Raw genomic sequence first — 19680 nt, forward strand, 5'->3', positions numbered from 1 at the left:
CGTCATGCCAGCGGAGGCTGGCATCTGGTTGATCTGGGTCGAAGGGTCGGTCTGCGAGAGGGTCTGCCATGGGGCCTGAGATCCCAGCGTTCGCTGGGATGACGGCTTGGGGTGGCGGCTCGTCAAAAATACCCCTCCTGCTTCTTCTTCTCCATGCCCGCGCCGCCTGCGTCCTTGTCGATGGCGCGGCCCTGCCGTTCCGATGTGGTGGTGAGCAGCGTTTCCTGGATGACCTCCGGCAAGGTCTTCGCCTCGCTCTCGACCGCGCCGGTCAGCGGGTAGCAGCCCAGCGTGCGGAAGCGGATCGAGCGCATCACCGGCTCCTCGCCCGGTTTCAACGGGAAGCGTTCGTCATCGACCATCAGCAGCATGCCGTCGCGCTCCACCGTCGGGCGTTCCTCCGCGAAATAGAGCGGCACGATGGGGACGTCGTTCAGGTGGATATATTGCCAGATGTCCAGCTCGGTCCAGTTGCTGATCGGGAAGACGCGGATGCTCTCGCCCTTGTTCTTGCGGGCGTTGTAGAGGTTCCACAGTTCCGGCCGCTGGTTCTTGGGGTCCCAGCCGTGCGAGGCGGTGCGGAAGGAGAAGATGCGTTCCTTCGCCCGGCTCTTTTCCTCGTCGCGGCGGGCGCCGCCGAAGGCCGCGTCGAAGCCGTAGAGGTTGAGCGCCTGCTTCAGCCCCTCCGTCTTCCACATGTCGGTGTGCAGCGGGCCGTGGTCGAACGGGTTGATGCCGCGTTCCTGCGCTTCGGGATTTTGATAGACGAGCAGTTCCATGCCCGATTCCCGCGCCATGCGGTCGCGCAGCTCGTACATCGCCCTGAATTTCCAGGTGGTGTCGACGTGCAGCAGCGGGAAGGGCGGCGGCGAGGGGTAGAAGGCCTTGCGCGCCAGATGCAGCATCACGGCCGAGTCCTTGCCCACGCTGTACAGCATCACCGGCTTTTCGGCCTCCGCCACCACTTCGCGCAGGATATGGATGCTTTCCGCCTCCAGACGCTCCAGATGCGTCAGCCTTTTCGAATCGATCATGTTCACCGCCTTGTTTCGTGACAGCCTGATGGCAGAAGTGGCGAAGCTCTGGACCTCCCATATGGGAGGATATACATATTAGCCATGCGACTGGACGACGGCGGATTATTGGCGGCTCTCCATGAGGGTATGTTCGAGCAACCCCTTTGGCACGGGTTCCTCGACAGGCTGCGCGCGCGGTCGGGGGCCGCCTATGCCAGCCTGGCCTTCCGCCCGGTGGATGAGGAGCGGATCGTCGAACTCTATGCCGGGCCGCCGACGCCGCTGCATCTCGACCGGCTGTTCAACCAGAAATATGGGCGCGATCCGTTGCCCTATCGGCGGATGCGGGAGGCGCGGGTCTATACGCTGGACGAACTGCTCGACCCCGGCGACAGGGTGCAGCAAGGCTATCGCGCCGAATTTCTGGAGCCGCTGGGCATCACCAACATGCGTTCGGTCCGCGTCACCGAGCCGAGCGGCATGGACGCCTGGCTGAGCTGCGCGGGGGGGCGGGAAGTGGGGTCGGGCGTCGGCGCGCTGCTGACCGCGCTGGTGCCGCATCTGCGCATCGCGCTGCGCAGCTTCGTCGCCTTCGAGCGGGAGAAGTTCCGTTCCTCGGTCAATTCGGAGGCGTTCGGGCGGCTCAATTTCGGCTGGCTGACGCTGGACGCCCAGTGCCGCATCGTCGACATGACGCCGCATCTGGAGCAGCTTTTCCAGCGGTCGCGGCTGTTGCGCCGGGGGCGTTATGACCGGCTGACGCCGGCTTCCCCGGCGGTCGACCGGGAACTGACCGCCTTGGTCAAGAGCTTCGCGGCGGATCGGGACGCGCGGCCGAGGGCGATCAACCTGAGCCGCGATCCGTTGATGGACATGCTGGTGCGGCCGATCCAGGACCGGTCGCTGTCCGCCCAGTCTGCGCCTGTCGCCATCGCCTATATCAGCGGGGACCGCTGGTCGCAGGCGGACCGGTGCGACCAGCTGGTCGACCTGTTCGGCCTGTCGCCCAGCGAGGCGCGGCTGGCCTGGGCCATTGCGCAGGGCATGTCGATCAGCGAGGCGGCCGCCGATCTGGGGCTGACGGTGGAGACGGCGCGGAATTATTCGAAGAAGATCTATGCCAAGACCGGAACGCGGGGGCAGGCGGAACTGGTGCGCTATATTCTGACGAGCGTGCTGGCCCTGGCCTGATGGGGTTTGGCGGTGCGGGCGGTTGCCGTTAAGCGCAAGGTGCTCCTGCCTGCGCAGGAGCACGTGGTCGTGTCACCGGCAGGTTTCGCTGCGGATTTTCTTCCGGTCGCAGGGGATGACATGGCAGGGGGCGTTCTTGTCGTCCGGGGTGGCGGGCTTGCGCTGCCAGGGGGGCGTCCAGCCCGGCGGCGCGGAGCCGCAATACCAGCGGTTCGGCATGGCGGCGGCGGGCGCATGGACTGTCGTCAGCGGGATGACGGCCAGCAGGGCCAGCGCGCTAGACCGCATGGCTGAAGCGCTTTTCCGCCGGTTCCAGCCAGGCGTCGAAGCAGGCGGCGATGCTGCGCGCATAGGGCAGCGCGTCCCGCGTCAGCGCCACCCGGCCTTCGCTGACGCGGACAAGGCCCAGTTCCTCGAAGCGGCTGAAATCGGGCATGGGATGAGCGGTGCCGACATGCGCCTCGCCCTGGCAGAGCAGGGCCTCGATGATGCGGCCGCGGCGGCGGTCCTCCGGCGTGCGCGGCGTGCCGCGGGTGGCGGATAATCGGCCCGCATCGGCCAGTTCGCGCCAGGGACCGGCCTGTTTCTCATTCTGGACGATGAGGTCGGGGAATTGGCTGATCGCGCTGGCGCCCAGACCCAGCAATATCTCCGCCGGGTCGTCGGTGAAGCCCTGGAAATTGCGGCGCAGCGTGCCTAGGCGGGCGGCGCGGGCCATGCCGTCTTCGGGCAGGGCGAAATGGTCGAAGCCGATGGGTACATAGCCCGCGCCGGTCAGCGTCCCATGGCCCTGCGCCGCCATGGCGAAGCGGGCGGCGAGATCGGGCAGGTCGCTGGCGTCGATGCGGCGCTGGCGGGGCAGCAGCCGGGGCATATGGGCATAGCCGAACAGGGCGATGCGGGCGGGCCGCAGGGCGATGGCGGCCTCCAGCGTGGCGGCGAGGTCATCCGGCGTCTGGCCGGGCAGGCCGTACATCAGGTCGAAACCCGTCGCGATGCCGGCGGCGCGAAGCCGGTCGACGGCGCGCTCCACCATGTCGAGCGGCTGGATGCGGCCGATCCGCGCCTGGACATGCGGGGTGAAGGTCTGGACGCCGAGGTTCGCCCGGTCGACGCCCATGGCGGCCATGGTCGCGATCCATGGCCCATCGAGGCGGCGGGGATCGAGTTCGACCGACAGTTCGGCATGATGCGCATCGAAGCAGAGCAGCAGTTGCTGGAGCAGCCGGACGAAATCGACCAGCGGCAGGCTGTTGGGGCTGCCGCCGCCGAAGGCGATGCGCTGCACCCGGCCCTTGCCGTTCAGCCGGGCGGCGACGGTCGCAATCTCCCGCTCCAGCGATTCGACATAGGCGGTGAGGCGCTGGACGCGGTTCGCCGCGCCCGTGTTGCAGCCGCAATACCAGCATATGTCGTGGCAATAGGGGATGTGGACGTAGAGGGAGAGCGGGTCGTTCCTTTCCACCCCGTCCAGCCGGGCGGCAAGCTCCGCCGCGCCGACATCGCCGTTGAACTGCGCGGCGGTGGGATAGCTGGTGTAGCGCGGCACGGGCCGGGCGAGCAGGTCGGGATGGTAGGTCCACATCATTTCCACTCAGGAACGCGCCGAATATCTGCCAAAAGCCACGGATTTCCGCAGCATTCGGCTTGTTGCCGCGCTCTGTTCGCCAGCGCAGGGGATTTCGCGGCACGATGCGCGATGAACATGGCGATAGCTCCGTCGAAGAGATGTCTGACGCTTCAGCTGGTGTCGGTCACAAGCGTTGAAAGCCATGTAGCCGAATGATCGCCAGCGCGTCTTGATGTGCCTCAAAATCAACGGCGATACTCTGGGAAGCCTTCGTTTATGGATGGTGCGCGGCGGTCGGCATCACGCAGGGCAGGGACGTAGGTCCTACCTGACTATCGATCGGCGAATTCCACGGCAAAGGTGGACGGTGAAGTTGCGGCGCATGATCTGGAAAAAAAAGGGCGGAACGGCCATCGCCGTCCCGCCCGATCCGCCGGGGGCATTGGAGGGGTAGGGCGGCGTGCAGTCCGCCCCGCCCCCGGAAGGGTGGCGTCAATATTTCACGCGGACGCTCGCACCGTAGAACTTGTCATCGATGCGGATGTCGTGCGGGAAGGCCGGCGAGTCGAAATAGCTGTAATATTTGCCGCCGTTCACATTCACGCCGTCCACCGTCACGGTGATGTTCGGCGTCACGTCATAGCCGACCGAGAAGTCGAGGCGGCCATTGGATTTGACCTTGTTGAACTGGCTGTCGTAATCCGGGCTGGTAAGGGTGCCGGCGCCGAACAGCGACTCGTTGTAACCCGAGCGCCATGTATAGACGACGCGCGCGGTGATGCCGTACTTCTCGTAGAGCGCACCGGCGGTGTAGCTATATTTGGAGACGCCGAGCAGTTCCTTGCCTTCCAGCGGATCGCCGGGGGTCGTCACCTCGCTGTCAGCGAGGGTGAAGGTGCCCATCACGCCCAGGCCATCGAAACCTTCCGGCAGGAAGTCGAAGAAGGCCTGGCCCGCGACTTCGATGCCCTTGAGCTTGGAGGACCCGAGGTTGCGCGGTTGGGTGATCAGGTAGGTCTGGCCGTTGATGACCTGCACCGAGTTGGAGGGCGCGACGCGATCCTTCAGCTTGCGGTAATAGCCGGCGACCGAGACATAGCTTGACCGGCCGAAATAATATTCGGCGGTGACGTCGAAATTGTCGGACATCTGCGCCTTGAGGTCCGGGTTGCCGCCCGAACCGGCCAGCCTGACGTTCGGGTTGCCACCGGGAGCCGCCAGCGACAGGCCGGGGTTGAGGTCGCCAAAGGTCGGCCGCGCGACGGTCTTGGCGTAGCTCGCGCGGAACTGCAGGTTCGGCGTGGCGCGGAAGCGGATGCTGGCGTTCGGAAGGGCGTAGAAGTCACGGGTGCCCCGGCTGATCGGATTGAACAGGTCGGTATTGTTCGGACCCGCGCCGATCACGCGCGAGGTGCCGTCCAGCGTGCGCTTGGTGTCGACCAGGCGAACGCCGACCAGGCCGTCGATCAACGAGGACCCGCCGAGGTCGATCTGATACTTGCCCTGAATGTAGGCCGCCCAGGTCTTCTCGGCCGCTTCATAGTTGCGCGTGGGGTCCCAGGCGGGATCGCCGGCGGGGGCGCCATAGAGTGCGCGCAGGTCATCCGTGTTGCTGAGCAGATAGTCCGGGTTCGGCGTGTACCAGTGGGCCCCGTTGTTGATGTACGGGATCGAGTCCGGCGAAAGCACCATGAAGTCCGACGGCAGGCCCACCGAGGAGACCAGCGTGGCGCGGTTCGCCCCAGGGAAGTTCGGACCGCCCGCAACCGCGCGGAACGTTCCGGTGCGGTCGGAATAGCGCAGGCCGACCTGGAACTGGCGCAGGAAATTGCTTTCGATGTCGAAGGCCGAGTCGAGCTTGAACGCATATTGGCGGCTGTTCGACTTGCTCAGATCCTGGAACAGCGAGTTCGCGAAGACGAAGCCGTCGGGATTGCCGAGCGGATCGCCCTGCATGACGGTGGTGCCGTGGCCGCCGTCATTGACGATGATGTCCACCGACGCGCCATGCTTGGCGGTGTCGACGATGATCGTGCGGTTCGCGTTCTTCGACTGGATGTAGCTGCCGTCGAAGACCAGATGCACCGTGTCGCTGTCCCATTTGAGACCGCCGCCGAACACATATTGGTCGGTGCGCTGCTTCTTCGCCTGGGTGCTGGTGAGCACGTCCACGCCGTTGAACGTGGCCGACTTGCCAATGCAAAGATTTTCGATCCGGTTATTGGGATTGTCTGCATCGGTCGTCGGAAAGCCTCCGGCATCGACCAGCCCGGAAAAGCAATCATTGCCTGCGACCGCATTGGTGATCGAACTGCCCGCAAACAGGTCCGAGAAGATGAAGTTCGTCGCGAAGGTCGAGCGATAGCCGGTGTAGAGGCCATCGAGATAGAATTGCAGTTCCGGCGTGATCTGCCACTGGAAGGCGGCGTTGACCTGCGGGCGGGTGTTGTGGCCGGTATCGGTCAGGCCGCCGACGCAGGTGGGCAGGACGATGTTCGCGGCGCCCGCCGGGCCATGGTTGCTCGACCGCGGATCGCAGTTGAAGGAGATCGGGCGGCTGAAATTGTTGCGCCCATAGGAAACGTCGACCAGCAGGCCCATTTCGCCGTCGCCCGCATCCCAGCGGTTCGAGACGAGAAGACCGCCGGTATAGCTGGTCTCGCCGGAAATGTCGCCGCGATAGACGCGGCCGTTGGCGGCGACCGTGAAGCCCTTGCTGAAATTGAAGGGCTTCTGCAGCTTCATGTCGATGACGCCCGCGACGCCGCCTTCGATCAGATTGGCGGAGTTCGACTTGTAGACGTCGATGCCGCCGATCGCTTCGGCGGGCAGGTCCTGGAACGAGAAGCCACGGCCGACGCCGGTGAAGATCTCCCGCCCGTCCAGCGTGGTCAATATGTCCCCGATGCCGCGAATGATCGGATTCTGGATTTCGTTGTTGAAGCCGTTCTGCACCTGCACGCCCGCGATGCGCTGAAGCGCGGAGGCGACCGAGGTGTCGGGCAGCTTGCCGATGTCCTCCGCCACGATCGAGTCGACGACGAGGTCGGAATTCCTCTTCACATTGCGCGCGGCTTCAAGGCTGGCGCGTTGGCCGGTGACGATGATGTCGGCGCTATCGTCGGCCGGCGCGGCCGCGTCCTGCGCATGGGCCGGTATGCCGGCGAAGATCGCCAGTGCGGAAGACGTCCAGATAAGTGAGCGGGCGATACGGTTCATGGTCCTCCCCTTCGAACAGCAGCTCGGCCCTGTGTTGGGCCTTGGTGGGGCTCATAACCCTCGCGGTCTGATCGGACAAGACATATTTGTAGGATAAATAGGTTGCCTGTATGAAAAGCCGATGGTAGCGGCATCCTTAACATTCCCGAGAGATGCTGCTTTGCGTGGCGAGCGGCCGAATCGGGTAAAATGGATGGGAGGCGAACATTTCTTCTGCTGATGAGGGCAAGATCGAACCGGCCCTGAAGCTGCGCTCCCGCGCATGGTTCGATGATCCCAGCCATCCTGACATGACGGCGCTCTATCTGGAGCGCTATCTGAACTACGGCCTCTCGATCGAGGAGATGCAGTCGGGCCGACCGATCATCGGCATCGCCCAGTCGGGCAGCGATCTGGTGCCGTGCAACCGCCATCATCTGGTCCTTGCGGAACGGATCAAGGCGGGCATCCGGGACGCGGGCGGCATTCCCATCGAATTTCCCAGCCATCCGCTGCAGGAAACCGGCAAGCGGCCGACGGCGGGCCTTGACCGCAACCTGGCCTATATCAGCCTGGTCGAGCTGCTCTACGGCTATCCGCTGGACGGCGTGGTGCTGACCATCGGCTGCGACAAGACCACGCCCTCCGCGCTGATGGCGGCGGCGACGGTGAACATTCCCGCGATCGCGCTGTCGGTCGGTCCGATGCTCAACGGCTGGCATGAGGGGAAGCGCACCGGCGCAGGCACCATCATCTGGAAAGCGCGCGAGATGCTGGCGAAGGGGGAGCTGGACTATCAGGGCTTCCTGAAGCTGGTCGCTTCGGGTTCGCCATCGACCGGCTATTGCAACACCATGGGCACGGCGACGACGATGAACTCGCTGGCCGAAGCGCTGGGCATGTCGCTGCCCGGATCGGCGGCGATCCCCGCGCCCTATCGCGACCGGCAGGAATGCGCCTGGGAGACTGGGCGCGCCATTGTCGAGATGGTGAAGGCCGACCGCAAGCCCTCCGACATCCTCACCCGCCCGGCTTTCCTCAATGCGATCCGGGTGAATTCGGCCATTGGCGGGTCGACCAACGCGCCGATCCACCTCAACGCCATCGCCCGCCATGTCGGCGTCGAACTGACGCTGGAGGATTGGGAGGAGCAGGGGGCGGACGTGCCGCTGCTGGTCAATCTCCAGCCTGCCGGCGAATATCTGGGCGAGGATTATTACCGGGCGGGCGGCGTGCCCGCCGTGATGGGCGAATTGTTCAAGGCGGGCCTGATCGACGGCGAGGCGCTCACCGCCAATGGCCGCACCGTCGCGGAGAATCTGGCGGGCACGAAAATCCATGACGAGGATGTGATCCGGCCGTTCGGGCGCCCGCTGAAGCAGGCGGCAGGGCTCACCGTGCTCAGCGGCAATCTGTTCGAGGGCGCCGTGATGAAGCTGTCGGTGATCTCCGAGGAGTTCCGCAGCCGCTATCTCTCCGATCCCGAGCATCCCGACAGGTTCGAAGGCCGCGTCGTCGTGTTCGACGGGCCGGAGGATTATCACCGGCGCATCGACGACCCGGACCTTGGCATCGACGAAAATTGCATCCTCGTCATTCGCGGCGCAGGGCCGGTCGGCTATCCGGGCGGCGCCGAAGTGGTGAACATGCGCCCGCCCACAGCGCTGATCCGCGCCGGAATCCACGCCTTGCCCTGCATCGGCGACGGGCGGCAGTCCGGCACGTCGGGCAGCCCCTCCATCCTCAACGCCTCGCCGGAGGCGGCGGTGGGCGGGGGCCTCGCGCTGCTGCGCACGGGGGATCGGGTGCGCATCGACCTCAAGAACCGCAGCGCGGACATGCTGGTCGATGATGCGGAGATCGCCCGCCGGCGGGAGGAACTTGCGGAGATCGAACGCGCCGTCACGCCCGAATCGCAGACGCCCTGGCAGGAAATCCAGCGCAGCCTGGTGGGCCAGTTCGCGACCGGCGCGATCCTGGAAGGTTCCGAAAAATATCAGCGCATCGCCCAGACGCGCGGATTGCCGAGGGACAGCCACTGATGGACCCCGTGCGCGTCATCGCCCGCGACCGCGTGGATATTCTGGGCGAGGGGCTGTTCTGGTCGGTCCGCGATGGCGCGCTGCTGTGGACGGATATATTGGGCAAGCGGATCAACCGCCTGACGCCGGCCACGGGGCAGGTCGAGAGCTGGGAAGCGCCGGACGTCGTCGGCTGGATCATCGGGCGGGCCAGCGGCGGCTTCGTGGCCGGGATCGGCCGTTCGGTCGCCAGCGTGTCGCTCGATCCCTTTTCCTGCGAGACGCTGGCGACGATCCCCGGCGAGCCGGAGGCCAATCGCGTCAACGACGCCGCCGCCGATGCGCAGGGCCGCCTTTGGCTGGGCACCATGCCCTTCGCCTGCGATGGGCCGACAGGGGCTTTCCACCGCTTCGCGAAGGGTTCGTTCACTCGCGCCGACGCCGCGCCCTATACGATTCCCAACGGTCCCGCGATCGATCCCGAAGGGCGCTTCCTGCTGCATACGGACAGCGCGATGGGCGTGATCTTCCGCTATCCGCTGGAGGATGGCCTGCTTGGCAAGCGCGAACCGTTCATCAGCTTCGAGGCGGGCTGGGGCGCGCCGGACGGGATGACCTTCGATGCCGAAGGGTATCTCTGGGTCGCGTGCTGGGGCGCCTCCTGCGTCACCCGCTTCGCGCCGGACGGCACGCCGGTCCGTCGCATCGCGCTGCCCGCGAGCCAGATCAGCAATTGCGTGTTCGGCGGCCCGGACCTCGACCGGATCTATGTCACGAGCGCCGCCGATGGCGTCGAGGAAGCGCAGGGCGGCGCGCTGTTCGAGATCGATCCGGGTTGCCGCGGGCTGGCCCCGTTCCTGTATCAAGACTGAAGTTTCGAGAGGAGAGACGATGCTGAGGACCATGACCGCCGTCGCCCTGCTGGGCGCGGTGTCGACTTCCGCTTTGGCGGCCGAGGCCCGGCGCGAGACCTTCGGCCGGATGCCGGACGGCACGGCGGTGGAGGCGGTGACGCTCACCAACGCCAAGGGCATGTCGGTGCGCGTGATGACGCTGGGCGCGTCGATCCAGTCGGTGATGATGCCGGGCCGCGACGGCAAGGCCGTGGACATCGCGGTCGGCTATGACAGCCTGGAAGGCTATGCGAAGGACGGCCAGTTCTTCGGCGCGACGGTGGGCCGGGTCGCCAACCGCATCGCCAAGGGCCGATTCAGCCTCGACGGCAAGGCCTATGCAGTGCCCGTCAACAACGGTCCCAATTCGTTGCATGGCGGGACGAAGGGCTTCGACAAGGTCGTCTGGACCATCCGCGAGGTGAAGCAGGGCCGGAAATCCGGCGGATCGGCCAGCGTCACCATGCGTTATGTCAGCCCCGACGGCGATCAGGGCTATCCCGGCACGCTGACCACCGACGCGACCTATGCGCTGGATGAGCAGGGCAATCTGACGATCAGCTATACCGCGACCACGGACAAGCCGACCGTGGTGAATATCTCCAATCATGCCTATTGGAACCTCGCAGGGCCGGGCCGCACGGCGATGGACCATGTGCTGACCATTCCGGCGGATCGCTTCACGCCCACCGACGCGACCTCCATTCCGCTTGGCCAGCACCGCAGCGTCGCGGGCACCGTGTTCGATTTCCGCCAGCCCACCCCGGTCGGCGCGCGCGTGCGCGAAGGCGGCGACGAGCAGATCCGCTACGGGCGCGGTTATGACCATAATTGGGTGGTCGGAAACGCCGTCACCAAAGACCAGCATCTGATGGCCCGCGTCACCGAACCGGCGTCCGGCCGCGGCTTCGAACTCTGGTCGAACCAGCCGGGCCTGCAATTTTATTCGGGCAATTTCATGGACGGCACGATCGTCGGCAAGGGCGGGCAGATCTACCGCGAGGGCGACTCGCTGGTGTTCGAGCCGCAGCTTTTCCCGGATAGCCCGAACCAGCCGCAATTCCCGTCGGTCCGCCTCGATCCGGGCAAGACCTACCGGAATGTCATGACCTACAAATTCTTCGTCGCACAATAGAGGGGACTGTTCGTGAAAGCTCTCACCACCTGCCTGCTGGCCTCCGTCGCCGCGCTGACCGCCATGCCCGCCGATGCGCGCCCGCAATGGACGCCTGTGGAAGCCAAGGCGTGGTATGCCAAGCAGCCCTGGCTGGTCGGTTCCAACTATGCGCCCGCCAACGCCATCAACCAGCTTGAGATGTGGCAGGCGGAGACATGGGACCCGGCGCGCATCGATCACGAACTGGGCCTTGCGGAGGGCATCGGCATGAACACGATGCGCGTGTTCCTGCACGATCAGCTCTGGCAGCAGGATGCCGAGGGTTTCAGGAAGCGCATCGACCAGTTTCTGACGATCGCGGCGAAGCACAGGATCAAGCCGCTGTTCGTGCTGTTCGACAGTTGCTGGGACCCCAATCCGGTGCTGGGGCCGCAGCGCCCGCCCATCCCCGGCGTCCATAATTCCGGCTGGGTCCAGAGCCCGGGCCTGCCCGCGCTGCGCGACCCCGCGCAGGAACCGCGCCTGAAGGCCTATGTGCAGGGCGTCGTCGGCGCCTTCGCCAAGGACGACCGCGTGCTTGGCTGGGATCTGTGGAACGAGCCCGACAATGGCGCCGACCAGTATAAGGGACAGGAAGGCAAGCAGCCCCTGGTCCTGGCCCTGCTCACCAAAGTCTATGGCTGGGCGCGCGACGTGGACCCGACGCAGCCGCTCACCTCGGGCGTGTGGCAGCATGACGACTGGAAGACCGAAAGCGCGCTGACGCCGATGGAGAAGCTGCAACTCAGCCAGTCGGACGTGATCTCCTTCCACGACTATAACTGGCCGGAGAAATTCCAGGACCGCGTGAACCAGCTCAAGGTCTATGGCCGCCCGATCCTGTGCACCGAATATATGGCGCGGGGCAATGGCTCGACCTTCGACGGATCGCTGCCGATCGGCAAGCGCGAGAATGTGGCGATGATGAACTGGGGCTTCGTCGACGGCAGGACGCAGACCCGCCTGCCCTGGGATAGCTGGAAAAAACCCTATACGCAGGATGAGCCGACCATCTGGTTCCATGAGGTCTTCCGCAACGACGGCACGCCCTATCGCCAGGCCGAAACCGACCTGATACGTTCGCTGGCCAAGGCGCCCAAGGGCGTGGTGCCCGCGAAGAAATAAGCCGGTCAGCCGGTTCGAGGAGAGAGCTGCATGCGCACCGTCCCGCTATTGACCGCTCTCTGCGGTCTTGCGCTGTCCGTTCCCGCCCATGCCGCGTCGGTGTGGGCAGGGGCATGGGGCTATGCTCCGGCCGACAGCGATGCCCGCGAGCCCGAACAGCCGCCCGGCACCTATCGGTACCGGGTAAGGCTGACGCAGGCCGGCGACGCCTTGCAGCTCAGTTTCAGCAATGCGGAAGGGGACAGGCCGCTGGCGATCGCGACGGTCGGCATTGCCGATCCTTCGGCCGCCACCGGCACGGAGATCGGCGCCAATCCGCTCCGTCCGCTCACTTTCTCAGGCCAGTCGGGGATCGCGCTGCCCGAAGGACATACGGTCGTCAGCGATCCGCTGGCCGCGCCGTTCCGTGTCGGGCAGGACGTGATCGTCAGCGTCACCTTCACGACGCCGACGCGGCCGGCGCGCACCAATCTGGGGCTGGAGATGGCGTTCGCGCCCGCCGGGGCCGAGCCGCTATTCACGCCGATCAAGGTGCGATCCTATCTCTCGCTCGCGTCGGTGCGGGCAAAGCGGGCGCCCTGCACCGTGGTCGCCTTCGGGGATTCGATCACCGACGGCTTCCTTGGCCTTTCGCCGCAGACCCGCGGCTGGCCGGGCCGTCTGGCCGAGCGTCTGGCGGCGCTGCCCTCTGCCCGGCGCTGCGGCGTCGTCAACATGGGCATCAGCGGCAACCGCGTGCTGCGCCGGGGCCGGGCGACGTCCGCGCTCGACCGCTTCTGGCGCGACGTGGCGAGCGTGCCCAACGTTACCCATGTGATCTTCCTGGAGGGCATAAACGACATCGGCGCGGGCAAGGACAGCGGTCCGGAGGCGACGGCGCCCGACCAGCTCGTCCAGGGCTATCGCCAGTTCGTGGCGCGGGCCCATGCGCTGGGGATCAGGGTGATCGGCGGGACCATGACGCCCGCGCTCCATGCGGGCTATATGTCGCCCGCCAAGGAGCGGACGCGGCAGGCGGTGAACGCCGCGATCCGGACCGGGGCGATTTTCGACGATGTCGTCGATTTCGACGCAGCGGTGCGCGATCCGGCCTCGCCCGCCGACCTGCGGCCCGACTATGATCCGGGCGACCACCTCCACCCCAATGACGCGGGTCTGCGCGCCATGGGGGATGCGGTGGATCTTTCGGCGCTCCGCCCGGCAAACTGATCCGGGCGGAGAATCCGCAGCTTCTTCACGGCTTTGGGGCTGCCACAGCCTCGCCCGCGCGCGAGGGCACAGGGAAGATCGGCATCCCGTCCCTGCTCCATTCCATGCGCTGCACGCGGGGGGAGCGGGCGGCGGTGCATTTCCGGTCCGCCCCGTCATTGGCGTGATAGACGATCCATGTCTGCCTGCCGCCATCGGTCGTGAAGAAGCCGTTATGGCCGGTCGCATAGACATTGTTCTGCGGCGCCTTGGCCAGCACCGGGCGCGGCGCCTTGGTCCAGCTTGCCGGGTTCATGGGATCGCTGCCGGGCCGGGCGTGAAGCAGGCCGAGCGCATAATCGTCCGACCAGCAGGCGCTGGCCGAATAGGTGAGGAACAGGTCGCCCTTGGGGCCGGGCAGAAATTCCGGGCCCTCCAATATCTGCCGCCCGCCCTGACGCTCGAACGGCTGGTCGGGGCGCGCGATCACCGTTTCGCCGGGGCCGAGCGTCCATGCATTGGTCATCGGCGCGATGGCGAGCACGCTGTCCGGCCCGTCATAGGCCGAATAGACGAAATAGCGCTTGCCGCCATGCTCGAACACCGTGCCGTCCAGCCCGGTCATGCGCGTGTTGACGCGCCCGCGATCGATCCATTCGCCTTTCAGCGGATCGGCGTTGGCATTTTCCAGCACGAAGACGCCGCGATGGGCGTCGTCATCATGCCCGGCCTCCGCGGCGGTGTAATAGACATACCATTTGCCGTCGAGCCGGTGCAGTTCCGGCGCCCAGATCGAGATCGCATTGGGGCCGCTGGCGGGCGGGGTCCAGATCACATGCTCGGGCGCGTCGGCCAGTTTCGCGAGATCGTCGGTCTGGCGGATGGCGATGCGGTCGCCCTTGGTCCCGAGGAAATAGAAGGTCGCGCCATGATGGACGATCCACGGGTCAGGCCCGCTCGATAGCAGCGGATTGGCGAGCGTCGGGGCGGCCTGCTGCGTGCTGGCGGTGGCGCAGCCGCCAAGCGCCAGCAGGGCGGCCAGAGTCAGGGGAGCCAGAGTCAGGGGAGCGAAGGCGCGGATCATGAGCGGCCCTCCAGTCCGGCCCAGCCTTGCGCGAAGGCGCGGGCGCTGGCGGCGATCTCTTCCGTGGTGGCGCCTATGCGGTACAGCGCCGATCCCAGCCCGAAACCGTCCGCGCCTGCCTGACGCCAGGGTTCCATATTGGTGGGGGTGATGCCGCCGACCACCAGCAGCGGCACCTCTTTGGGCAGCACCGCCCGCTGCGCCTTGACCACGGCGGGGGTCGCCGCCTCCGCCGGGAACAGCTTGAGCCCGCTCGCGCCCGCCGCCAGCGCGGCAAAGGCTTCGCTGGGCGTGAAATAGCCGGGCAGCGAGACCATGCCGCGCTTGGCGGTTTCGGCAATGACGGCGATGTCGGTGTTGGGCGAAACCACCATCGCGCCGCCCGCATCCTGCACCTGCGCCACCTGATCGACGGTCAGCACCGTGCCCGCGCCGACGATGGCGGCATCCCCGACGCGGCGCGCCAGCCTTTCGATGCTGAGCAGCGGATCGGGCGAATTGAGCGGAACCTCTATCAGGCGGAAGCCCGCCTCGACCAGCGCGTCGGCGGCGGCCTCCACCTCATCGGGGCGGATGCCGCGCAGGATGGCGACCAGTGGGAGTTGCGAGAAGGCGTCGGAAAAATCGATCATGCTTTGATGTCCCAGATGCGGGTGATGCCGGCGACGAAGGAAGCGTGGCTGTCGACGACGACAGCCTGTCCTCCGGCGATGGCGATGGCGGCGGAATAAAGTCGCGCAAGCAGGCCGTCAGCCAGCAGATGGACCTGCTGCCCCGGCAGCGTGATCCGTGCCCGGCAGTCGCTGCCGATCAGCAGGCCGCTGACATAGGCGGCCGCCGCGCCGGGCGCGCGTCTGCCCAGCACCGCCGCGGCGCGCACGCCGAAAAGGGCGGAAAGCAGGTCCCGGTCGGCGCTGGCTTCGACGCCCTTGCGGAAATCCGCATCCGCCTCGACCTCGCCGGTCATTTCGCTGCCGATCAGCGCATGACCCTTGAGCAGCGCGAACATCTCGCCGGTCATGGCGGTGATGAAGTCGGCAAGCGCGCCGTCCTTCATGAGCGCCCATTTGGCATGGGTGCCCGGCTGGCACAGCAGCGCGTCGCCGGGGGCCAGCCCCGCCGCAACCGCGCCCAGAAGCTGCACTTCCTCGCCGCGCATGACGTCCTGCCGCTCGTCGCCGTCGCGGCAGACGCCCGGCACGATCGCGACGCCCTCTTCGGGCGAGACAAGGCGCGCCGCAAGGTCCGCGAGCGAGGCAGGAGCCAGCACATAGCCTGCATCATGCCATCCCCGGTTGGAGCCGACCATGCCCGCGAGTAGCATCGGCAGCCCGCCATGGCGCTCGCGCAGCCCCGCCACGGCGGCGGGAAAGCCGCCCGGCGGAACCGAGAGGATGCCCATATCGTCGCGCTCGGTGGCGACGACCTCGCCGCCCTCGATCAGATAGGCGCGGCGGTTGGTCGTGCCCCAATCGACCGCGATGAACGCCGCGCCGCTCACCAGAACACCGCGTAAAGGACGCAGAGCACCAGAATCACCGCGATCGCTCCTGCATTGAACCCGGTCGAGGTGGCGTAGCGCACGTCGCCGGTCGCTATGCTGTCCTTGTCGCGCCGCGCCGGGGTGACGAGGGAGACGGCGACCGCCAGCGCCAGCGCCGCGAGGAAGACCAGGCCCATGCGGTCGAGGAAGGGGACGCCCGGCGCCCAGAGCTTGAAGCCCCAGGACAGCGCCACCGATGCCACCGCCGCCGTGATCGCGCCCGGCTCGTTGGCGCGCCGCCAGAACAGGCCGAGCAGGAAGATCACGGTGATGCCCGGCGTGAAGAAGCCGGTGAATTCCTGGATGAACTGGAACGCCTGTTCGCTGGAGCCCACCAGTGGCCGGGCGGTGAGGATGGCGATGAGGATCGCGATCGCGGCGGCGACGCGGCCCACCAGCACCAGATGGCGTTCCCGCCTTTCGCCGGGTTCCTCCATCCTGCGGAACTTTGCCCAGACGTCGAGGGTGAAGATGGTGGCGATCGAATTGATCTTCGACGCGGTGGACGCGATGATCGCCGCCACCAGCGCCGCGAAGACGAGGCCGAGCAGGCCCGGCGGCAGCAGCCGCATCATCGTCGGATAGGCTTCGTCCGGCTTGGCGAGGTCGGGCGCCAGGACGACGGCGGCGATGCCCGGCAGCACGATGATGATCGGCATGATGAGCTTCAGGAAGGCCGCGAACAGCATGCCGCGCTGCGCCTCGTCCACCGATTTCGCCGCCAGGGCGCGCTGGATGATATATTGGTTGAAGCCCCAATAGCTGAGGTTCGCGATCCACATGCCGCCGACCAGCACCGAAAGGCCGGGCAGGTCCATATAATGCGGGTCGCCTTTCTGGAGGATCATGTGGAAATGGTCGGGCGCGCGTTCGACCAGGCGCGAGAAACCGGCGATGACGCCTGCGCCCCCGCCGATCTCCCCCAGTGTCAGCACGGCGATGACGAGGCCGCCCAGAACCAGCAGCGTCACCTGCACGATGTCGGTCAGCGCCACCGCCTTCAGCCCGCCGCGAAGCTGGTAGAGCAAGGCGAAGACGCCGAGCGCGACCAGCGCCACGTCCTGGTTGACGCCCGCCACCTTCATCACCGCGACCGATCCGAGCCAGATGATGCTGGTCAGGTTCACGAAGACGTAGAGGACCAGCCAGAATATCGCCATCAGCGTCCGGATGCCGTTGCCGTAGCGCCGTTCCAGGAATTGCGGCATGGTGTAGATCTCGTTGCGCAGGAAGATCGGCAGGAAGAATTTGCCGACGATCAGCAGCGTCGCCGCCGCCATCCATTCATAGGAAGCGATGGCGAGGCCGATGGCATAGCCCGAACCGGACATGCCGACGATCTGCTCCGCCGAGATGTTCGCCGCGATCAGCGAGGCGCCGATGGCCCACCAGGGCAGGTTCTTCGACGCCAGGAAATAGTCGGTCGAATTTTTCGGCCCGGCCCCCGCCTTGTCGCGGCTGACCCATTGCGCGAGGCCGAATATGCCGATTGCGTAGATCACGACCACGCTGATGTCGATCGTCGCCAGTCCCATCTCGTCTCCCCAATCTTCCAGCAACGGACGTGCCGGTCGCATGGCCGCGAATCGCGTGATCCGGGCCTGCCGATCTGCTTCTTCATAAAACACATATTTATAATATCAATCTTGACAATATTTCGATGGAGAGGTCTATCTTCCGCCGAACAATCAAGGGAGACGGAAATTGGCTCGGGGCAAATCGCTTTTCGCGCTTGCTGCGGCATCGGCCGCCATCACGCTTTCATTCATGCAAATTCCCGCCGCAGCCCAGTCGAAACCGGTGCGCGCCGAGGTCGTGCCCGGCGCGCCTGAGACGCCCTATGTCGATCCGGACAAGGCCTATCTCTTCGCCCACATGACCAAGGAGCGCTATGGCGTGCTCTATTATTCGGTCAGCCGGGACGGGCTGCACTGGGAGCAGATCAACGGCGGCAGGCCGGTGTCGGAGGATTATCACGGCCACGCCTCGATCGCGCGCGGGGGCGACGGGCGCTATTATCTGGTCGGCAACAAGAGCGACGAAGACCCCTATATCCGCTTCTGGGTCTCCGACGATCTGGTCGGTTGGAAACCCTATGGCACCTATCGTCCCGACCTGTCGAACATCCCCGGCCTGCCGCACGCCATGCAGCGGATCGGCGCGCCCAAGCTGTTCTTCGACAAGCCGTCGGGACAGTTCCTGCTGACGTGGCACACCGCCACCGTCCCCGGCGTTCCCGAAGACCCGGAGCGTTATTGGGCGAGCCAGCGCACGCTCTACGTCCTCTCGCCCGATCTCAAGCGCTTCGCGAAGCCGCCGCGCCGCCTGTTCGACTGGGACATGGCGACGATCGACACCTTCATCCGGCCGGAGGCCGATGGCAGCGCCTATTGCGCTATCGTGAAGGATGAGCGCTATCCCAGCTACAACTGGACCACCGGCAAGACGGTGCGCATCTCCTGCGCCAAGGACCTGCTTGGTCCCTATCCGCCGCCGGGACCGCCGGTCAGCCCCAATTTCCGCGAAGCGCCGACCGTCATCCGCGCGCCGAACGGCGAGGATTGGCTGATGTACTATGAGCAATATGCGGGAACGAGCTATGGCCTGTCCAAGGCGCCGCGCCTGACGGGCCCCTGGTTCCAGGTCTCGGGCAATTCGGGCGTGCCGGAATGGAACCGCTTCGAGATGCCCGCCGGACTGCGCCACGGCTCCATGGTCGAGATCAGCAAGGAGCAATATGATAGGCTGGTGAAGGCGTTTCCGAACCGCAGGTGAGAGGCGGCCGTGCTCGTGCCGCGCTCACCTGCGGCACGATCCGGCCCATAGAGGTGCGCAAAGGGGCGTCCAATGCCTGTCGGAATTATCATATGAATTGACTTATCATATGAAAGGACCTTGCCTGGGCTGGAGCGGGCATTAACATGGATTGCCATGGCATCGGAGCGGGTAAGGACAAGGACAGCGTCTTGGCAGAGGCATCTCATCTCATCGTGGACGAACCGGCAGCGCAGCTTGGCCGCAATCTGACCTATGGCCTGCTGGACAGCATCGGCCGCGCCATCGTTACCGGCCGGTTCGACGATGTCGTCTTCCCCACCGAGGGGGAACTTGCCAAGCAGCATGGCGTCAGCCGCTCCGTCACGCGGGAAGCGGTCAAGATGCTCACCGCCAAGGGCCTGCTGAGCGCCCGCCCGCGTCAGGGCACGACCGTGCAGCCGACCTCCTCATGGAATCTGTTCGATACCGACGTGCTGCGCTGGATGCTGGAACGCCAGCTTTCGGTGAACCTGCTGCGCCAGTTCAACGAGCTGCGCGTGGCGGTGGAGCCGGAGGCGGCCGCCCTGGCCGCGCGAGTCGCGGGGGAGGACGATGTCAAGCGCATCGACGATGGACTGCAGCGTATGCAGGCGGCGGAAAACGGGCTGGATGACCCGCTGGAAGCGGATATCGCTTTTCATGTCGCCGTGCTCCGCGCGTCGAAAAACCCCTTCTACATCCAGTTGCGGGATGTGGTGAGTACCGCGTTGCGCACCTCGATCCGCTTCACCAATCGTATCAAGGGCCGCACCGCCGACGTCGTCGAGCATGCCAAGGTGCGCGATGCCATCGTCCTGCACGATCCCGACGGGGCGCGGATCGCCATGCGGCGGATCATTGGCGATGTGCTCCTCCTCATCGAGGATCGGTTGCCCTAG

Annotated in this window: 16 protein-coding genes; 8 read left to right on the forward strand and 8 right to left on the reverse strand. The window is 65.9% G+C overall.

All coding sequences use genetic code 11. From position 1 onward, the window contains the following. Positions 1-122 precede the first annotated feature (122 nt). Positions 123-1034 carry a sulfate adenylyltransferase subunit CysD gene (gene cysD / locus EGM87_RS18610; protein WP_025548510.1) on the reverse strand — a complete coding sequence of 304 codons (912 nt, stop codon included), beginning with the start codon at positions 1032-1034 and terminating at the stop codon, positions 123-125. A gap of 84 nt (positions 1035-1118) precedes the next feature. Here cysD and EGM87_RS18615 point away from each other — a divergent pair, with 84 nt between their 5' ends. Next, complete coding sequence (locus EGM87_RS18615) at positions 1119-2207, forward strand: helix-turn-helix transcriptional regulator (protein ID WP_253719196.1); 1089 nt, start codon at positions 1119-1121, stop codon at positions 2205-2207. Between the two features lie 72 nt (positions 2208-2279). Here EGM87_RS18615 and EGM87_RS18620 read toward each other — a convergent pair whose 3' ends face one another. From EGM87_RS18620 to EGM87_RS18630, 3 genes are all read right to left on the reverse strand, one after another. Further along, positions 2280-2495 carry a hypothetical protein gene (locus tag EGM87_RS18620; RefSeq protein WP_103000772.1) on the reverse strand — a complete coding sequence of 72 codons (216 nt, stop codon included), beginning with the start codon at positions 2493-2495 and terminating at the stop codon, positions 2280-2282. Beyond that, entirely contained in the window at positions 2485-3792 is a 1308-nt protein-coding gene (gene hemN, locus EGM87_RS18625; RefSeq protein WP_137709081.1) for an oxygen-independent coproporphyrinogen III oxidase, read from the reverse strand. The genes EGM87_RS18620 and hemN overlap by 11 nt, the downstream gene beginning before the upstream one ends. Positions 3793-4269: 477 nt before the next feature. Further along, positions 4270-6996 (reverse strand): TonB-dependent receptor, encoded by a 2727-nt coding sequence (locus EGM87_RS18630; RefSeq protein ID WP_044660972.1) that lies wholly within the window; start codon positions 6994-6996, stop codon positions 4270-4272. Positions 6997-7286: 290 nt separating this feature from the next. Here EGM87_RS18630 and EGM87_RS18635 point away from each other — a divergent pair, with 290 nt between their 5' ends. The 5 genes from EGM87_RS18635 (at position 7287) to EGM87_RS18655 (ending at position 13379) form a co-directional block, all read left to right on the forward strand. Continuing rightward, positions 7287-9017 carry an IlvD/Edd family dehydratase gene (locus EGM87_RS18635; RefSeq protein ID WP_253719197.1) on the forward strand — a complete coding sequence of 577 codons (1731 nt, stop codon included), beginning with the start codon at positions 7287-7289 and terminating at the stop codon, positions 9015-9017. Then, positions 9017-9868 carry an SMP-30/gluconolactonase/LRE family protein gene (locus tag EGM87_RS18640; RefSeq protein WP_065846592.1) on the forward strand — a complete coding sequence of 284 codons (852 nt, stop codon included), beginning with the start codon at positions 9017-9019 and terminating at the stop codon, positions 9866-9868. The genes EGM87_RS18635 and EGM87_RS18640 overlap by 1 nt, the downstream gene beginning before the upstream one ends. 19 nt (positions 9869-9887) lie before the next feature. After that, positions 9888-11024, forward strand: a complete 1137-nt coding sequence (locus EGM87_RS18645) for an aldose epimerase family protein (RefSeq protein WP_065846593.1) — start codon at positions 9888-9890, stop codon at positions 11022-11024. A gap of 63 nt (positions 11025-11087) precedes the next feature. Then, positions 11088-12170, forward strand: a complete 1083-nt coding sequence (locus EGM87_RS18650; protein ID WP_065846637.1) for a cellulase family glycosylhydrolase — start codon at positions 11088-11090, stop codon at positions 12168-12170. Positions 12171-12200: 30 nt separating this feature from the next. Then, entirely contained in the window at positions 12201-13379 is a 1179-nt protein-coding gene (locus tag EGM87_RS18655; RefSeq protein WP_065846594.1) for an SGNH/GDSL hydrolase family protein, read from the forward strand. Between the two features lie 25 nt (positions 13380-13404). On the opposite strand, the gene EGM87_RS18660 is transcribed toward EGM87_RS18655, so the two are convergent. Genes EGM87_RS18660 through EGM87_RS18675 form a run of 4 tightly spaced genes read right to left on the reverse strand, consistent with a single transcriptional unit; the run spans position 13405 to position 17520 of the window. Continuing rightward, positions 13405-14442 (reverse strand): glycoside hydrolase family 43 protein, encoded by a 1038-nt coding sequence (locus EGM87_RS18660; RefSeq protein ID WP_065846595.1) that lies wholly within the window; start codon positions 14440-14442, stop codon positions 13405-13407. Then, positions 14439-15074 carry a 2-dehydro-3-deoxy-6-phosphogalactonate aldolase gene (locus EGM87_RS18665; RefSeq protein WP_044660966.1) on the reverse strand — a complete coding sequence of 212 codons (636 nt, stop codon included), beginning with the start codon at positions 15072-15074 and terminating at the stop codon, positions 14439-14441. Before EGM87_RS18665 ends, EGM87_RS18660 begins: the two co-directional genes overlap by 4 nt. Then, positions 15071-15943, reverse strand: coding sequence for a 2-dehydro-3-deoxygalactonokinase (locus EGM87_RS18670; protein WP_229742679.1), 873 nt, complete (start codon positions 15941-15943; stop codon positions 15071-15073). The genes EGM87_RS18665 and EGM87_RS18670 overlap by 4 nt, the downstream gene beginning before the upstream one ends. Beyond that, positions 15940-17520, reverse strand: a complete 1581-nt coding sequence (locus EGM87_RS18675; protein ID WP_044662939.1) for a sodium:solute symporter family transporter — start codon at positions 17518-17520, stop codon at positions 15940-15942. Before EGM87_RS18675 ends, EGM87_RS18670 begins: the two co-directional genes overlap by 4 nt. Before the next feature lie 169 nt (positions 17521-17689). On the opposite strand from EGM87_RS18675, the gene EGM87_RS18680 reads away from it, so the two are divergent. Both EGM87_RS18680 and EGM87_RS18685 read left to right on the forward strand, forming a co-directional pair. Next, positions 17690-18760 (forward strand): family 43 glycosylhydrolase, encoded by a 1071-nt coding sequence (locus EGM87_RS18680; RefSeq protein ID WP_226870332.1) that lies wholly within the window; start codon positions 17690-17692, stop codon positions 18758-18760. Between the two features lie 191 nt (positions 18761-18951). After that, the gene (locus EGM87_RS18685) at positions 18952-19680 is read left to right on the forward strand and encodes a FadR/GntR family transcriptional regulator (protein ID WP_226870331.1); all 729 of its coding nucleotides are present in this window, start codon (positions 18952-18954) and stop codon (positions 19678-19680) included.

Origin of the sequence: Sphingobium sp. RSMS (genome assembly GCF_005406185.4) — a bacterium.
GTDB lineage: Bacteria > Pseudomonadota > Alphaproteobacteria > Sphingomonadales > Sphingomonadaceae > Sphingobium > Sphingobium fuliginis.

Coding starts and splice junctions, on each gene's coding strand:
- cysD (WP_025548510.1), bottom strand. CDS start 1,034: ATGATCGATTCGAAAAGGCTGACGCATCTGGAGCGTCTGGAGGCGGAA.
- EGM87_RS18615 (WP_253719196.1), top strand. CDS start 1,119: ATGCGACTGGACGACGGCGGATTATTGGCGGCTCTCCATGAGGGTATG.
- EGM87_RS18620 (WP_103000772.1), bottom strand. CDS start 2,495: ATGCGGTCTAGCGCGCTGGCCCTGCTGGCCGTCATCCCGCTGACGACA.
- hemN (WP_137709081.1), bottom strand. CDS start 3,792: ATGTGGACCTACCATCCCGACCTGCTCGCCCGGCCCGTGCCGCGCTAC.
- EGM87_RS18630 (WP_044660972.1), bottom strand. CDS start 6,996: ATGAACCGTATCGCCCGCTCACTTATCTGGACGTCTTCCGCACTGGCG.
- EGM87_RS18635 (WP_253719197.1), top strand. CDS start 7,287: ATGACGGCGCTCTATCTGGAGCGCTATCTGAACTACGGCCTCTCGATC.
- EGM87_RS18640 (WP_065846592.1), top strand. CDS start 9,017: ATGGACCCCGTGCGCGTCATCGCCCGCGACCGCGTGGATATTCTGGGC.
- EGM87_RS18645 (WP_065846593.1), top strand. CDS start 9,888: ATGCTGAGGACCATGACCGCCGTCGCCCTGCTGGGCGCGGTGTCGACT.
- EGM87_RS18650 (WP_065846637.1), top strand. CDS start 11,088: ATGCCCGCCGATGCGCGCCCGCAATGGACGCCTGTGGAAGCCAAGGCG.
- EGM87_RS18655 (WP_065846594.1), top strand. CDS start 12,201: ATGCGCACCGTCCCGCTATTGACCGCTCTCTGCGGTCTTGCGCTGTCC.
- EGM87_RS18660 (WP_065846595.1), bottom strand. CDS start 14,442: ATGATCCGCGCCTTCGCTCCCCTGACTCTGGCTCCCCTGACTCTGGCC.
- EGM87_RS18665 (WP_044660966.1), bottom strand. CDS start 15,074: ATGATCGATTTTTCCGACGCCTTCTCGCAACTCCCACTGGTCGCCATC.
- EGM87_RS18675 (WP_044662939.1), bottom strand. CDS start 17,520: ATGGGACTGGCGACGATCGACATCAGCGTGGTCGTGATCTACGCAATC.